Raw genomic sequence first — 19677 nt, forward strand, 5'->3', positions numbered from 1 at the left:
ACCGAAATGCGCTAACAATGCCTGTTCTATGGACGCTTGCGTATCATCAGCATCGACGGTCACCGTGCCGCCACCGTAGCTGACAGCCGTTATTTTGCTACTCGCAGGAAGCGTAAATGACTGCTCGATATTAGTCGGAAGATTAATATCATCACCCAATACCGTTGTTTTAGTGATGATTCCAGCGTCTAAGACATTACCACCGACAACAAATTCGAGGGTATGGAAGTTACCATCCACACCTTTGGTGGCTTCATCCGCCGACCCAGACGGGTTATCAGAGTTATCAGAGAAGCGAATCAACCAAGGATTATTCGTCGTTCCCTGTCCACTCACGCCCACACTGTCGGCAGGAATATCGGTCAGGCTTTCGAGTGCAGTCTGCACTTCGTCTGTTGTCATTAATGACGATACAGCAACACCTTCGTTGTTGTACCAAACAATACCATTCACCTCCACAGGTGCGTCTTCGTTGTAATCCAGCACATCAAAGGCCAACAGCTGCGCACCATTGCGTGGGACTTCACTCATGGTATCGGTGATGGTGGTGACATCAGGGGTATGATCAGTATTCGACAAATAGTCAGCACCCACCACATCCAGATGATACAGATACTGCTGCGCACGCGTATCGTCACGCTCAGTCATTGGGCCGCTATGCTTCTGCACTAAATACTGATGCGCCAGAACTAAATAGTTACTGTTCAAATCAGTGGTCGCACCGTCAAAGGTAATCACCCATGGGTTCGCTTGCGTACCATGAGTGCTTTCAGTTGCCGCTGCGGCAGGCGTAACAGTCACGTTACCCACGCCGATAGCGGTTATAGACTCAAGTGCAGCTTGCACCTCTGCGGCACTCATACCGGCAGTAATCGTTGCTGAATTGCCCGCTGTACGGCCGTCGTCGGCTTTGGTCTCATCGTAACCGTAAAACAGCGTCACGTTATCCAGCCCGTCAGCCAACCATAGTTCTTGCTGGTTATTTTCAGGTGACGACGCTAAATAATCGGCAACATTGACAATCGATTCGAGTACCGGGGCACCATTGGAGGTGGTCAGATACTGGCCTCCCTCTTGTAAATCGAAACGATAGAAGTATTCGCCCTGACGCACATTGGTGATGTAGCTCTGAGGTTCTACCGGCACATAAATAACGTTGCCATTAGAGTCTTTGACCGCATCCCCGTTGTCATCCAACTGAGGAGTTTGTGCAAGGAAGGCGGAGTAATCCGCAGGATAAACCTGATAGTTACCGTCAACATCACGGTCTGGCTGCCATTCTCGTGCTTTATCCTGACCTAGAGTGATATCGACACTGAGCAACCCAGTATCCATCAAATCGCCAATGGTGATGTCATCACTTTCTTTCTGAGTATCGAGTTTTAATGACTCGATATCATCCATAATAATATAATCAGACGCATAATCGATGGTTAATTTAGCCCGGGTATCTTTGGTCACCCCATCGGCTAAGAAAAGCGCTGCATTGAGCTTACGTAGATCGACATGACTAGCATCGTCATTCACCGTGATATCAAAGCTATCGGTACCCAAGCCGCCCAGCATAACCAGATTGGCGCCGGCCGCTAACGGTGCATAATTCCAGACCACGGTATCATCACCATCACCGGCATCAACATTAACGGAGCCGGTGCCAGCATTAATGATATCGTCTCCAGCATTACCCTGAATATCATTCACCCCACCCAGAATAGGATTACCGTCATCATCGACACCACCCACCGATATCTCATCATTACCGGCACCACCTCTGATAGTGTTATCGCCTAAGCCACCGTCAATGTAATCACCAAACTGGGTTCTAAACTGTGAGTTTTCTTTAGTCACCGTTAAAGCAGCCCCGCCCGCACCGTCAGTTGGCATCCCTTGATCGTTATAATGGGCGTAAGGCGTACCATCCAATTGATAGATTGGCGTTAACCGTAGATTGCCATCCGGATCGGTAAAGGTCGCTATATCAGTGCTTATATTTTCATCGCCACCTTCAACATAATCATTACCACCATACGTGGCGATGGTATCGAAACCGTCACCACCAAAGACGCGATCGTGACCTTCACCGGTAAAGATAATGTCATCACCGGCATTACCCCGAACCGTTAAGCCGTCGTAAGCAAAATTTTCACCGGTCACCACCACCTGATCATTACCGTCACCGGTGACGATTTCATAAGTATCATTAGCATTACCGGAGCCGAAATAACCCGCATCGACAGAGATAACATCATCTTCAACCCCTGCTACCAATGCAGCACCGCTATTCGCACCACCACTGATATACAAACCGGCCAAGATCTCCGTATTCTCAGTATCGGCAATCATCTCAATGAAGTCGCTGCCACCGCCGAGCTCCACATCAATATAATCGACTCGACCATTTAAGCGTTTTAAGCTATACCGGTCGTTACCGGAGGTGCCCGCAATCGTTAATGTGCTGACATTTTTAGCAAGATAGACCTCGGCCACAAGCCCGGTACTCACAACAATAATATCTTCACCCGGGTTGTCACTTTTCAAGGTACGTATACGATCACGCAGCGCGGTTTCTTCCGCTTTGGTGTAATACTCCGTATCGAGATATCCCTCTTCTGACAGCTTCTGTAGGGTTAAATCGATATCCGGCGTAATAACATCAACCGTATAATTGTGAGCATCAGCATCCGCACCTTTGTCATAACTTAAGATCAGGTTACCCGTGCTTTGGTCATCATTCTCCCAAGAAGCGATATGGTCCGGCGCGTGATGAATACACTCCAGCTCGAACGTTGCCAACACTTGATTCACAAAACGGTTACGCGCTTCGAACAGGGTGATCTTACTGATACCGGCATCAATCCCGACCCATAAGAAAGCTTCTAAAAATAGGTTGAGTGAACCCGTCATATCAAACAGACATTGCGGGCCATGGGTGATACGTTCAATCAGTTCGGAGCCATAAAGCTTGCCATCACCGACCGGCAAGTCGTCGAGGAAGTTGGTTTCCATATCGTTAAGATCAAAACCAATAATCGCTTCAATGCCTCCTTTAACGCCCGCCTCAACTAGACCACCAAGCCCCAAACTAGCGATAACACCGACCGCAGCGCGCAGTGTTACTTCAGCTTGATCCTCAACGGTATTTTCAATGCCGTGATCATCTAAATAGAAACCATTAAATAAGCGCCAGGTTTCAGCCACATCAAAATCGGTTTCCATCCATTCACGGAATCCACGGGTATCAAAGCCAAAATCAAAGTTAGTGCTGGCACCAATTTCGCCGAAAAAGCCGACATTGAAACCCGGATAAACGGGAAAGGTTTTCTGATATTCAAAAAACAGATCCAAATCAGGTAAGTCGTACCAAAACAGATCGACTTCGCCACGACCGGTAATAAATTGCAGCAAACTGGCAGGATCTTCCAGAATCGGAATTCTGAAGTTCTTCTGTCCTGCGGGGTTACCAAAGGTGGCCCGATTATTAGTTGACGACTGATTGGTACTGGATGTGCCACCCTCTACACCCTCTTGTGACGGACCGGCAATGGTTGACGCATGAGAACCAAGCTGTGCATTACGGTCAGCTTCCGATTTAGCTCCGGCGATATTTTGTGATGTGACGGCCGCGGATGTATCCGTCGCATAGCCACCGGTTAAATTAAAATCACCAAAATCGATATAACCGGCCGATTTTAATGTTTGTGCTTTCTCTAAGAAGTCGATGGTAGCGGCCAGCGCAGCGATCACTTTCTTCGCGGTATCAACGGTTGTGGCTGGCAAACGAAGGTAAGCAATATCTAGAATCTTAAGCTTAGCCACACCCATATCGATCTCGGTATTGAGCAGATCGATAACCGGCTTAAGAGGCAAAATAATATCGGCAATGGTCTCGAAAGTATCGCCGAGGAAGCTTTCAAACACCGAGCCTGCGTCTAAGCGTACATTTTGTAGAGTGATATTCGGATCGCCAAACGAAATACTCGCACCACTCGTCGTAGATAGTGAGCCGCTGGCTAAATCTTGGTAGTAAACGATGGTGGTATCGATAGATGGCAACACATCGGCAGCCGACGTTGATACCTTAGTAAACAGCTTCGCCTCAGCATAGGCATTGGCGTTGATAACCAATTCAACTTTTTCGCCTAACTCCAAACGCCCATCAGCAGCGACGGTTCCGGTTTTCCCACCTATATCTTTAATATCAAAACCGAAGTGGCCGCTAATGCCTGCACCTTTGTCATTGATGACATTGCCCGCCGCATCATATTGCAGCACTTCACCAGCCGTTTGGTCAGTCACATCAACCTTTAGGAAGCCCAATGTCCCCTGTGCAGTGGAACCATTTTTAAGACGTGCATCGACATCGAGCGCAATCTCTTCACCCTTCGCGTTAATACCCGATGTATCGAGGAACAGGCCAAAATCTGGTCCACTACCTACCGCCGCCATATTACCTAAGCCAATCCCCAAGCCCATCAGGTAATCAATTTCAGCAATTAAAGCGGCATCAATATCTAAGCCTAAACCGGGCATACCCACAGTGAAATCAACCGGAAGTTCACCATCAACCAACACACCGCCAAACTTGATATCGAAGCTTAATAAGCCATTAGCTGAGAAGGTTAACTCAATATCATCTGCACTGGTGGGTAAGCGTGTTTTAATCTTGCCGTTTTCATCATATTGAACGGCGCCGGAAGCATCTAACAATGGCACCACAAAGGAGAACAGTGGGCTATTGATGGTTTTCAGCCCGTCATAAAGCCCTTGGCGGACCTCATTGAGCAATGTTTCAAAAACTTTGCCGCCGACCGCCTCAAGATCTTGTAATTTTTTGCCTAACCCGTTGATATAACCGCTGGCATCTTTTTCACCCAGCACACTGGTTTCAATGCTACGCAGGCTATTCGCCAGATCATCAAACGGTTCACCGCCCACCAGCGGCAGTTCGATATTATCGATGCCGTTAGCCACTTCGTTGATCGCTGAGAACGCACCCTCCAGACCTTCCCGAACCGTTTTCGGATCATTCAACAGATCCAATAACAGTACGATAACATCGAAATTCATATCGAACTTCGGCAGGTTATAATCGAAGGTACTCACAAAGTTCTGACTTTGATCGATACTAAATGCTGCTTTGGCAAATAGGACGTTATCCGCAACGCCATCAGCATCAAGGTCTTTATCTGTTCCGCCCAGAGGCAGTGCTTCAATCGGGAAGAACATCGGTAGGTTCAGGTCAGCAGAACCAAAAGCCGAGGCTTGGAAACCATCTGTCACTTCGGTTAAATCTAGATAGCCGTTACCATTCGCGTCAGCGCTAGGATTGCCCATATTGGCGTAAAAACCTAAATCGATATTAGCACTACCCTGTTTGCCCAACAGACCGATGGTGCCCAACGCGCCTGCGTCAAAGCCTAGCTCAATATCGAGATCGTCAACCCCGCCATGCAATGAAGCATGGATACCTGTCATTTCATCGATGTAAAAAATCGGTGTACGTACATCGCTTAAATCAAAGCCAAAGCCGAGATCTAAGCCAGCTTCAGCCCTCAGATCTATTTTCGCATTCGCTTCCACATTGATGGCATCTAAGGCACCGGCCGACAGGCCTAACCATGTGTCTAAACCAAGATCATCAATATCGAGTGCGAGGTCGAACTCTTTTTCCGCAATCAGGTCTAGGTTTAGATCGAAATCAAACGCTGAATTGAGATAACTCATATCAACCATGTCGGCGTCTGAGGCAATACCCAGAGGCGCCAATAAAATGCGCAGCTCTTCGTTGAGCATATCTTCCAGCTGCTGAACATTTCGCGCCGCATCACGCACAGTGCTGACGGCACTACTCAGGCCCGCCGCAAAACTGACACCGCTATCACCTAAGATATCAGCAAGACTGGCGTCAATGAGGGCGATTTTGTCATAGAGCACGCCATCCTTAATGTTGAAGCGCGACAGAGTTTCGCCCGTCGTAGAGGAGTTATCCGTTGTATCGATAAAGGTAGCATCTGTTACCTCATTTTCGGTAATCCGCTCAACCAAGACATCGTCAGCATCATAGCTACCCATTAATTCCCATGCCGTATGGACGTAGGTTTGAACAACACGCACATCGCTTTCGAATAGCTCAACACCCCAGAAACTATCGCCACTGTCTGTATCTGTCCATTCAAGCAGGGTAATGCCTTTACCATCTTCAAGAATTTCATAACGACTGGCCTGTGGACCACCGACCGGAGCAACTTTATAGCTGTCCGTCGCCAGTGTACCCCCCGCCCCCCAGCGCTCTTCATAGAAATTAACGGTATTACCGGTCTGCTGACCCAATACTTCGCGATCGGTGCCGACAACATCTTTAAGAAGTTCATCGATGCCACCGATAATCATATCGAGTGACAAGCCACCTAATGAGAAGACCTCTTCTAAATTATCAAACTGAACCGAGCTTGGAATACTGGCAAGGAACTGCGCCATGGAGGCATCTTCAGGCAAACCACTGCTGCTAGCGGTGATAAAACCGACTTCATTACTAAAGCCGTCCAGCGCACCCGAGAGTGATACCGGCAATAACACCTCAAAGTGAGCATCACCTTCTAAGCTCGGCAATCCCATTAGCGATGCAGTGTTATCGTTGAGCATGTCCTGATAATTCAGCACACCATCGAAGCCCATACCAATCGATGCACCTAAGGATAGCGCTGCGTCATTCACCTCAAAGCCAACTGGCCCTAAATTAACACCAAAATCGAAGGCTTTTATCAGATTCCCAGCAATCTCATCGGACAGATCTGAGGCTGAAATTTCCTCTTCGAGCGTAATGATCGTCGAGTTACCATCGGGACTTAATTCTATCGCTGCAACCGTGTAGAGCTCATCGGTATAGCCTGACCCCTGTAGGTAAAAGCTATCACCGACCATAAATTGACCGGCACTGGTACTTTTTATCGCGCCGACATGATCACCGGCAATAGTCACAGTTGCCGGTGTGGTGTCAGCAGAACCCGCCGTCATACCGACAATATCAATATATTCTTCGCCAAAATTGAAGTGCGCATCTAACCCAGGGTCTCGAACATAGAAGGCGCCGTCATCGTCAACACCAAAGTTAAACATAAAGTCGATACCGCCACGGATCACCAGAGGCTGAGACTGAGTAATATCAATCGGCAAATCAAAATCAAAGTCACCAAATGAAATCAGTTCATTCAGATCCAGATTGACCAATTCACTAAAGCTTTCGAGCGTCAGCGCAACGCTATACTCTTTTAAATTCGAGGATGAGGCGACATTGATGGCAAAGCCATCAGTCGAACCGATGGTTTGTAAATGCTCTAAGAGGTCTTTGGTCGTGGCCGAACTATTTAGGTTGAGATAAGCATCAATGGTGTCGACAAAGGACTGCACTTTGGTTTGAATCGTGCCATCTAAATTGGTAACTTTATCTCCCAATAGGTCAGACAACGATAAATCAGTAAACGGAATAGCCGTTGAGTCATCCAGATAGTTATCAATTTTAGTGCCTATATGCGATGACCAAGTGGCCAGTTCGCCCAAGCCAATACTTAACTTGGTTTGATCCGACAAGCTCTTAAAGTGATCCGATGTTGGCAACAAACGCTGACCTTTATCAATCTCTTCCATCATCAGATCGGTGGTAGCGAAATCAGGGTGACTCATGCCTAACACATGCCCCATTTCGTGCATTAATACCGTCAGCAAGTCAATGCCATCATAAACACCATCATCGGTGTCATCGCTTGCCGTTGTGTCTAAATACCAAGTCGCACCGGCGGCATTATCATCAAGCGTAATGGTGTAATCCAAACCATTCGTGCCGGCTGCACTCACCGTTCTACCGACAACATTTCCACCAATATCCCCCACGGCAACCGTAATATTTTGTAAACCGGTCAATGCTGCCGCCGGCAATACCTCTGTCCACCGGGCAATTGCTTCAGTTTTAAGCGCGTCTATCGTCGCTATATCGGTTGCAGCGGTCGCGTTAAGTGTCGCGCCACTCCCTACGGCTGCGGTCGTCGTTACAATATCACCAAAGCCTTGAGATGATTTGAAGGCTGTCCACAACCCTTCTCCTGTCGCAATATTCCCTAGACCTTTTGTTTCGAAGGTGCCGTAAGCTTTGACCTCATGGAGGGTGCCGGATTCGTCGCTGTAAGAGTATGAGGTATATTCACCATCGGCATCTGCTTGCGGTGCCGACTGAGTAATCGTTTCCGCGATCGAAGAAAAGTCAAGCACATCTGATGTGCCGGTGGAGAAGACCTGATCCTGACCAAATTTGTCATTAAAGGTAAAAGTGGTTTTAGCCAAATCCACCTTAAAGTCGCTCACCACAGGGGCAGGCGAGGCTGAAAATAGCACCGTAAACTTACCATCAACCGCGCTACTAACCGCAACCGTGATACCCGCCAGCTCATCCAGTGCCGCTGTTATATTACTGAGTGTTGCCGCATTGTCAGCACCAATAGCAAAAACCGCCGCCAAACGCGCGGGATCGGGTGTCACACCCGCGGTTGTTTCAAAATTGGCAAAAGACAGGGTGACTAATTCACCTTCATTAAAGCTATTCGCAGTAAAATCTAGCTCAAACGAAGCGGGCTCGGTCGGATTTGTACTTCTATCCACCAGATCCGTGACAACCACACCACCGCTATTATTGATAAAGACATCATTGCCTTCACCGCTTTCCAAGTTTTGGATATTTTTGTAGTTGGCGACAATGATAGAACCATCCAAAACAGTGACAATGGTCGATCCATTTTCTAGGTTCCCTGTAGCCAAACTAACATTCGTCACATCAGTGTAGGCCGGGGTAATAAATTCAATATTTAAAGTGAAGTTACGCTGATCTTCTGCCAAAGCAGGATCCGGCTGAGTCACATTGACCGCCAAGTCTGCAACCCCATTCAGTTTATCTTCAATCTGCTGCATCATCGCCGAATAATCGGCCAATGCTGGGATAACAGCGCTGACCAAGCCACTCGAACCATCGGGGTGATCAAAGCTAAGCGTAAACTCACCGCCGCTCACCTGACTGCCTAAAGCAATCTGATGAATGTAGTTTCGCTCAGTACCATCTAATGGAGACTGCGCCGCAACCGCCGATTGAACCGACGTATCGCTCGAAGCCGTTAAGTGGGTTGGAGTAAAGATCAGCTGTTCGGGATTATCAAATCGATCCAGATTCAAGAAGGTAATCGCAAACTTACCCGCCGTCACGTCATCGGGGGTTACGTCGACATTATTAGCCCCAAGGAATAATTCAAGCGCAGTTTTAATATTCGCGGCGGTCGCAATGGCATTTGCTCCAACAGCAATATCCGCAGTGGTAAAGCCACCAACCGCCGAATCATCACTTGAAGGTAACTCGAGGGTAAACTGGTCGCCCTCAACAGCATTAAGCACTAAAGATTGCTGTTCATCCCCCTGAGCTCGTAACGCTGTGCCCAGCGCTAAATCGATAGAATAGTCTGCACTTTGGCCTTCTAAACTAAGGGTATTGCCGTTTTCATCGGTTTCACCACCATCAATCGTATCGACACCACCCTGGCCAATGACAAAAATATTATCATTACTGTTACCAACAAAGGTGTCATCACCGCTCGAACCGATCACTTTGGTAAAGCCGGCCACGGCGTTATTAGACAGGCTATACTGCGAATCCGCAGCAACCGCTGAATTAATCAAACCGGAAAGCGAACTCCAACGCTCACCCAATACGGAGGTCGCACTGCCAAACAGGACTTTAGACTCGGCGATTTCCCCCCAAACCGGCACCTCAACCGCTTCCCATAAGGTATAAGCAATACCCGCAGTACCATCTACTGTGACACCAATAGCCTTACCGGCAGCATCAAGTTCAGTATCGTAGTTTTGATAGTTAAGGGTAATGTCGCCCTCAGAAGAGATCACGCCACGTAAACGAGCATCACTATGGAAAGTGAATATATTGTCACCACCACCGCCAACAATATTTTCAATGCCGGTAGCAAAAACGTAGTTACCCAACAAAATGTCTTCAGGCAACGGAATGCCAAATCGCTTCAATGCTGATCCGAATATCTCGTCACGGACCATAATAAAATTAGCACCAATCGATAGCAGAGGGACTTCAGCATCATCTCGACCCACGCTGATCAGATCGGTGAGTTCGCTAATGTTATCGGTGGTAATTTCCCAGATATCATAGTGCAAGGTATTTTTAACTTCACCGCTACCCAACTGACCTTTAAGACCATAACCAGCCTCAGAAAGATCTAATGTATCAAAGAAATCACTGACACCTAGAACCTGGATATCCGGTGCTTCAATAACAGCAGCAGCCCCCCATAAACCACTAAACTTATAGGTATCTGCCCCCCAACCACCCGCAAGAATATGAACACCGGGGGCCACAACATTTTCCGAAAACAGTGAAGGTTCGCCGTTAATCGCCGTAGAAAGCACTGCGTTTGCAACAAATTGTGCATAAGGGTTAGCAATTGAGTTTTCAATTAAGTTACCACCCACCTCAAATACATTGCTGCCCAATGAAGCATTGCCCAACGCTGCAACAGGGTTAAGTGTCGTATTTAAAGCGATGTTGATACCAGCACCGTAGGTCACATTATCGATATTCTGAATGCGGCCAGTAAAACCTGCCTGTTTACCCAATAAGCTGGTTAAAACCGTTTGAGTAAAGTCGTCTTTCGCATAGCCAGTAATGGCATTAGCGTTATCACCAACGACAAGATTATCCGTATCGCTAAGGCGAGTGGTTCCGGTGACTTCCAGTATCCATGACTTAGTCTTGCTGTTATCAGGATTGACCGTAACGGTAATTTTATTGGCACCTAAGGCCGCATTCAGTGCGCTCTGAATAGCGCCTTTAGTCGTCTCATCATTCTGATTAACCGGAATATCCAGCGTACTGACGCCGTTAACGGATAAACGGAAGGTGGTCAGCGACTGATCCACCAACGTAACACGTTGTTTTTCTGCCACACTGCTAGCCGCGCTGCCATTGGCAATGGTGACAATATTGGCAGCCACACCGGGGGCAGCAACGGCGGTACTCTTAACAATCTCTAAGTTTGAGCCATCAACAATAAAAGGCTGTGCAGCCGCACTGAGATCAACCACGATTTCAACGACAAACTCACTTCCCACTAAAGTGGCGGGTAAGGCATTGATAGAGGATGCCGTCAAAGCTGCATTAATATTCGTTAGCAGCGTGCTACTGTTAGCGTCATAATCAATGGAACCGGTGGTCACACCACCAAAGCTAAGCGTGAATGTCCCGCTAATAGCCTCACTGGTAACCACCGGCGGCATAGCAAATTTATAGATCCGGTTGGTCTCAACTAGAGAAGCATTGCTACTATCCGTACGATCCAGATAGGCATCAATTAACCCTACTTTTACCGGCGTTAAGGATTGATCGGTCGTGGCCGATGATAAGCCATAACCAGTGCCACCCACCGATTCGACAATATGCGTAGTAGACGGTGTCAGTTTAATCCTGAAATTATCGCCAACGAGGGTAACGGTGGCTGTCGCGTTGGTGCCTAATTCATTATTTAGTGCCGTTTCGATTCGTGTGCGAAGCGTCTCGACGGTCTCGCCTACTTGCAGTGCAACATCCACATAGACGGAGCCGGTGACCGGACTGTTATCAGCCAAGGTCTTCAGGTTGTATTTCAGCCCCACGATGCCCTGCGAGGCGCCGTTAATATTAAGAGTTTGAACCTCCTGACCATTGGTCGACTGACTGGTAATAGTCGATGTACCCAATAATACCGTTGAAAAATTGCTGTTCTTAGCCTCGATGGATGCAACAGAGCCACCCGCAATACTAATAGTGAAGGGACCAGTGCCCGTGCCCGTCACCGTCACGGTACCCGTCAAACTCGATTGCTGATTAATAAGCTGCTGTAAGGCGGCCTCAATAGCATCCTTATCGGCATCCTGAGCTAGATCTACTGTTTTATGAATACCAATATATAAATTATAAGGATCAGTATTGGCACCGTGAGTAATAGTAATTGAGTGGACTTGTGGCGCAGTCATCGCTGATGGCGTTAAAACGAGATCAACCGCTGGTGCAGAAAGAGAAATATTAGTCAGCGTAGTAACCGCTTTATCCCCCTCCACACGCCAGCGCAGATCAAATGTTCCCGCGTCACCCGCCGTGACTAAAATCGCTTTTGGCGTACCCGCAGGCAGAGCCATCGCAGCGTATATCGCGTTTTCAATACGCTGTGCCAGAGCGACATCATTAAGCGATGTTGCTGTTTCTTGCGTAAATACCGCCACACTACCTGACGCAGACGTCAGGACGCCGGTAAACTCCACCATGTTATTCTGGTTCGTGTAAGCAATGAGGTAGCCTCCCTCATTCTTAGCCACCGAAACGACCTTTGAACCAGTAGCCAAACCAAACTCTGTGGCTAATTGCGTATTTATTTTATCCGCAATAGCCGTTGAATTATCACCCGTTGCGGCGCCGGTGCTTAAACCGGTCATGGTTTGAACGGTTTGAACACCAGCGATGGTTGTGACATAGGTCAGATTAAAGTCCGTCGCGTCGGTGACCAACAACTGTTGCTGTACCGGCGGCATCATATAGATAGGGGCCGTGGTTACCGTCGTCGCGTCACCCTGTACGGTTAATGTAAAACCGCCACGCTGAGCTTCGGGGATAGACAGACGTTGGACTTCAGCACCTCGATGACCATCAACAACCGTATCAACAGCAACGGATGATTTGGAGGTTTCGGCTAAATTTACATACGAAATCTTGGTCAGATCCGCGAAATTACCCCCCGATATATCAACAGTATTTTTGACGGCTAAATCAGGTGGTGTTAGCGACAAGAGATCGATCAAACCGTCAACATTGAGCTGCGCGGAGAGAGGCTTAAAGCCTGTACCACCAATAATCGTTCCTTTGAACGTCGTATTACCCGAGATGGCGAACGTATTCGAATTAACGCCACCACGCACAATGGTATTTTCACCTACATCGGTAAAGACAAATGTTTCAAAAACACTCTCACCAAGTAATGTGTCAACCAGACCCGACGCTTGAGCATCAGTGCTTAGTGCGGTAGGTCTTGGCGCAACACGCTCGACAGTAAGCGATAATTGACCCGTATTACCATCAACCTTGCCCTTAGCCGCAGTCGTGGCCAACTCAAATGCCCCCGTCACCGCTGCGGTATACCCCAGAGCCGAGCCATCTAGATTTTTCAAGGCTTTTGTTAAGACCACATCGCCCGGATTATTAAAGGTAATATTTAGCTTAGTTTGCGCCGCCGTGCTACCAAAGCGCTGCTCCTTAACGGTAACCGAGCCGTCACCCAATAATTCGTTCAGCTTATTGCTCAGCTCGGTGATATTCGCCTCTTTATTCCCTGCAACAAAGGTAATCTTATCGGTTACTTTGTGCACACCATCTTTGACGGTAGTGACCACGGAGGTCACCGTTGCAGAGGTGACTTGCAACAGATCGACATCGACCAGCTCTTTGTTGGTAAAGTTGATATTCCAACTGTTGGCTTTAAAGCTTTCGTTGGTGGTTTCTGCTGTTATAGGCGAGCCATCAACCGTCACACCGGTCACTTTCACATTAAGATTCTGAGAGCCAGAAGTGGATGTGAATGTCAGTTTATTCAGTTCGGTTTGAATTTTTAAAGCAGTGGCTTTAACGTCTACTTTACCGGTAGCCGCATCGGTAATAATTTGAATCGGCGTTGCCGTGGTTTTAACGGCGTGAGAGCCTCCAGGATCGGTAAAACTTAACTTAAAGGTTCCACTTGGCTGCTCCGCACCGGTAAAGGCCAATCGCTGAATTTCTTGAATCTTATAATCAAGCGCAAACTCACCTCCAGTGCTGCTACTGATAATGAGTGGCTGAACCTCTTTAACCGCCCCAACCTGCTCAAAATTAAAATTCAGTTCATCCGTAACCTGACTAAAATCGATATCCAATACATGGTCATTCGCTGTCAAAGTACTGGTGTCGATGGTGACAGAATTTGTTTTACGTAACGCTTCTGGAACGGCGATAGCCGCCAGCATGTCGGTTATCGACGCAGAACCAAAGATAAAGGTCGCGTCCGCATTAGGCGCCAGAATAGTCTCAAACGCGTGAATATTGCCAGGCACGCTACCATCGGCCAGAGTCGTCACACGACCCTGTAAATTATTCGTCCCGGATAGGCCTGTCACGTCGACAGACATATCCGTTACATCATTTTCACTCGGTGTTGTAAAGGTGATTTGCCACTCTTTCAGTGCATCAGTAAAACTACCGGTGACGACTTCTACCGTGTATTTCTGCACAAAATTACGGTTAAGTTTATTTAATTCCGTCTGGATAGCTAAGCGCGTATTTTCTTTTTGCTGATCAACAGATGCGGCTGTCGTATCAATAGCAATAGGGTCGGTGGAGTACTTACCAATGGTTAAAACAAAGCTACCTTCGGTGACATTATTGAGTGTCAGTTGCTTAATTTCGCGAACCGAAGAACCCTCAACAGTAGACCAGATGTCGGGCTTGCCTTTAAGTGTTGTCGCGTTAGTGATCGCGACCGCATGAAGATCACTAATTTCAGGGTTTAAGACGGTAATTTCAAACTTATTACCGATACCGGAAACCACCACGTTGGCAAATATTTGTGAGCTATGATCGTTTAATTCTTGCTGAATCTGGGCGGCAATATCGTTAGGGGTAGAGCCGGATGCGATAGGCACTGTAATAGATACAGACTGGTTAGGCGTTTCTACGCCACTCACTGTTTTAGTATATTCAAAACCTAAAGTGAAGCTACCAGATTCAGCAAGGCCTAGGTCGATATTAATAGAGCCGTTGGTGTGCTTAGTCGTTAATTGAGTCGTCGTGTCAACGGTATTAACACCCGGCACCACGGTGCCGACCACCGGCGGCGTATAGGTCAGTCCAGTCGCACTGACAATCGTCATTAATGGGATATTGGTATAGATCGGTTTTTTGAACTCAACATCAAAAGCACCGGTCCCTGCCCCTGCAGACTTAACCGATACCAGATCACCAACGGGCGCTACGCCATTATCCGTCAGTAGTGTTCTAAGCTTTGCTTCCAGTGCCGTTTTTATATTCGCCGCTGTTAGCGTCGTGTTGGCGCCGACTGTTATTGAGATCGGTGCTGTCGTTTCAAAAGTACCATCGGGTTTAGGAAAATTATTCAGTTTTACCGTGAAAACACCAGATTTAGCGCCACCTAGATATAGTCGTTGCACTTCATTCGCATTGCCTTCGCTATTTACACGCACCGTATTGGCTGTCAGTGCAAAATGACCCGACACATCACCAAATCCAGACAGGGTTTTAGTCCAGCTAGTTTTATCTTTAATGAAAGTACCAGTACCCGCCAACAGATTAGAACTATTAAATAAGTAGGTCATCTCCTGGGTAACATTGGAGAAATCGAGCACATCACCACGGGTTTCTAGTCCGGCATCCGTGGTTTTGTCATCTTTACCTGCTTGGCTTTCAATCACTTCATCTTGGCCCCAATCATTGATGAACACATAATGATCGTAGCCTTTACCACCAATAAGGGTATCGTCACCTATACCGCCATAGAGGACGTCATGACCGGTACCACCCACGATACTGTCATCACCCAGGCCACCACTGAGATGGTCATTACCAGCACCGCCGCTGATAACATCATCACCTAAGCCAGCACTGATTCGGTCATTGCCTGCACCACCACTGAGGTTATCATCACCTGCGCCACCGCCGATTGCATCATTGCCTAAACCGCCATAAAAGATATCGCCCTGAAGTGTGCCTGTAATCACATCTTGACCATCACCGCCATCCCAGACACGCCCAGTTTTAACACTGACAGCTTGGGTATAGTTATCAGAGAATATAAGGTCATCACCACTCCCCGTACTATTAACCAACAAACCAAAGTCGCCTAAGACGGTCATGCTCTTAACCGTACCCGCACCGGAATCAGTGGTACCTTTTAAACCATCTATACGATCAATGGCACCCGCTTTTAATCCCGTGTTAGCCGCCGTAAATTCAACTGCATCAATGGTTAGAGTCTTAACGGTCGTGGTCAGGGTGTAACGATCTTCGGCAGTCGGCCCACTGGATGTATATGCTTTAACGATAGTAAGAGGATCGGGATTAGTTTCAGTCTCAGCACTTAAAACAATCGTCGCTTGAGTGGTTCCCCCCGTAGTCCTTTTCTCTTGGCGAGCTTCCGCTATCAGCTTAATCTCTGGAATATTCAGTCCAGCCGATAACGATTGAAACGTAATAGTGAAATCGTAAGGCGTGGTGCCGGCAGCCGAACCACTCCCCGTAACCGTCACCAATGGTGCAGGGGTTACTGGAGTCGTTGCTGGAGGAGTTGTGCTGGTAGTCGTAACCGGCGTTGCTTTCAACACCAGAGAGTTCAGCGCAGCAGCCATCTCTGTTGCTATTGAAGCGGCAGTACCTGAATTGCTAATGTCGATGGTTTCCACTCCACCCAAAGACAACCTAAAACTGGTGATATTGGTCAGTTCTTGAGCGACAGTGGGTGATGCTTTAACTTTTGGAATTGTCAGCTTTTGTACTTCGTTGGTAGCCGTCGGAGCGGCGACACCATCGGCGGTATTAAGAATGCCAGTTACCGCCTTCTTAGCGACCCCCGGCGTTGTTTCACCTAGGTCAACCACCACATCGTTGGTATTAGTAGACTTGTATTGCGAATAGTCCAGAATATTCACGCCATCGGTTTTGGCGATATTAGCGCCAGCCACATAGACATTACCGGTCACCAAGCCTTCAGCCAAGCTACCGGTTGTCTTCGCGGTCAGAATCTTGCCCTGCAAGGCATCCTGATCTTTGAAAATGTAGGTATTTTTACCCTGACCACCAATGATGTTGGCAACGTTATCTGCGTTCACAACATAGGTGTAAGTAATTGTTTTTAAGATGGGAGCTACTGCCGTCCCAATATTAATTTGCTTCTCGACAACAGCCGTCACTTTCACTGAAGATGTTATCGTTGTGACCGCCGGTGTACCGGTAGAGATTGTGCTGACGCTATCCAACTCAAAGATTAAGTCGTGGGTGACCTCACGGAAATCCAACGTCCCTTTTTTGCTGGTCGATTGAGTGTCATCAATAAAAAAGTTAACGGTTTCTGTCAGTGCCGGCGTCGTATCCGGATAGAACTGTCCCCAGTCATTATTGAACTTATAGGTGTTATCACCCAGCCCACCGACCACTTTTTCAACATTGATGGCATTTTTTACTGAGTGTGCACTGGTCGTTACATTTGCGCCCTGGAAGACCTGCACGCCGTATTGATCGGTCGACGTTCGATCAGAATCCGACACTTCAGATACCACCGGAATAGCCGGCACTGTAGGGGTCGACAATGGTTCTGTCGATTTAACTGATGGATGAAACTCAACGGTGATAGCTTGGGTCAGCGCAGAAAAGTCCAGCATATCGGCATCGCCGCCTTTAATCACCGTTAACCCATCTTTGCTATCCGCTTGCTCGATAACCTGATCAGCGCCCCAATTGTCTTTAAACACATAATTATCGGTTCCGCCCCCCCCCTCTAAGGTCTGACTTCCGGCACCACCGACGAGATAATCCTCACCCGCTCCGGCAGCTACCGTCACATCAGTTAAACCGGTAACATCAAATTTTTGATCGCCCTTATCGGCGGTAAATGAGGCAAATGATGCGGTAGTAAAGCCCGTTAAAGTATCGACCCCCTTAATGATATTGCCCGCCGACAGATTAACGTAATTGGTCAACACCGTATTTGAAGCACCAGAGTTATACAGCAGATCAATTTTGCCGCTGTAATTCGTATTCGCTCTATCAATATCGATTGGCGCACCAATATCATCGATAATAAGTCGGGTATTCCCAGCATCCAGGGCTTTACCGATCGATAATTTGCCAATCTCACCGGTTCCGGTAGTGACCACTGCAACTGCGCTTTTAGTATCTAACTGTGTAGCTGCATCCGTTGCGGTAGGATCGATCCCCATCACCGCATAGTCTTTAACCCATTTATAGGCATCATCACTCGATAAAGCGGTACCCTTTTTACTGATAGCGATGTGGGCGGACGCTAGTGTGGATGTATCTAAAACATCTATTTTAGTCTGTAACTCAAGCTCGGTTTTATAACCAAGCCGGCCCACTTTAATGTTCTTAATAGTGGCATCATCACCGTCGGCAAACTGAAAAGTACGTAACGTATTGGGTACGAGTGCGCCCGTGGCTTCATTGACAGCCTGCGCAGTAATTTTAAATGGCGCGGTAGCGGTTTTCCCGGTCACGGTAATACGAATATCACTACCAACGCCGGTAAAGTTGATGGTATCAGTGCCTGCCGCTAGGATGACCGGTGCAGCCGTGCCATTTAACTCTCCGATAGCCACCGATTTATCGGCCGCCAACAGCCCGCTATACAGAGGATCATTCGAGGCAAAAGAGAACTGTTCAGTGGACATCAGATCAAGGGTCTGGGTGACATAGCCTGACTCAGTCTCCAGTATCCAGTCGCCACCGATAAAGCGATTGCCCGTCAAATCATCGGACGCAGCAATATCGGCCTGTGTTGCACCCGCCAACCGGTCAACAAACGCTATACCCACCTCGCCTTGAGCAATATTACAGCCATAGATTAGAATATCACCGTCTGATTTTAATGCTTTCCCCCAAGCTTCCAACTGTTGACGGTAACGCTCTAACGAAGCACTGCCTAAAGAAGCCGTACCGAGACGCAGTAAACCGGTTGCCCCATGCGATAACACATGCAACGCGGCAATATCTTCATAGGCGGAAAGAACATCGGCCAGTTGCTCAACACCATCACCTTCAGCATTTAGCAAAACAACCGTGACGCGCTCCGCCTGCGAACGTGCAACCGGCGCATCGACTAGCGCATCAGCCAACTCCGTATCAGCCACTAACGTTTCGTTAACACTCTCGTCCGCAGGATACCAATCCGCAACCAAGACATCGCCCGCACTGGTCGTTTCTGCATGCCATTCAAGATCACTACCCGCATCCCCCATAAAGGTGCTCAACAGTGCGCGATAATCCTCAACTGAACGGTCAATGACAACAAACTGATGTCCACTCAACTGTTGAATATGTTGAATCGTAACGGTAGTGGCCGCTTCAGTTTCACCCTCAGCGTTCGGTTGCCCTTCAGCCTCTTTCGGCTGCACTGCCGCTAATTTTTCTAACTCCTCAGCTGCAACCTGAAGATCGACTAGATTCAGATTTTCAATATCCGCATGGGGATCACTACTCGTATCAGCATTGCTCGAGTCATCATCATGCTGACGAACTAACTGTAGCTCTTGTGAATTACTCGCTTCGGCTAGACCTGCATCAATAAGCTGCTCGACCATGACCTCTTCGTTAAGTAGCTCGGCACTTAACGCAAGCGGGGCGGCATCTGCAGACAGCAGATAACGATTTTCCATCTGTTCCATCAGATAAGTATTACGTCGTCGGGCAGTGATTCCTTGACTGCTCCAAATGTACTGTCTTAAATTGCGGAATTTGTCATAACGCATTCGGAATAGACGGTTGAATATATACGACATAATTTTCATCCAATGATTTTTTCATTTGAAAAAAGC

At 47.8% G+C, this 19677-nt stretch carries 1 protein-coding gene (only partly in view); it reads right to left on the minus strand.

The window, feature by feature from the left end; genetic code table 11:
• Positions 1-19641, minus strand: partial view of a DUF4347 domain-containing protein gene (locus EH243_RS06190; RefSeq protein WP_164549056.1) — the 5' portion only. It extends 18153 nt beyond the left edge of the window; 19641 of the gene's 37794 nt are visible here — the first part of the coding sequence; its start codon is at positions 19639-19641; its stop codon lies off the left edge, out of view.
• Positions 19642-19677 lie beyond the last annotated feature (36 nt).

Source organism: Amphritea opalescens, from assembly GCF_003957515.1.
In the GTDB taxonomy this organism is placed as follows: domain Bacteria; phylum Pseudomonadota; class Gammaproteobacteria; order Pseudomonadales; family Balneatricaceae; genus Amphritea; species Amphritea opalescens.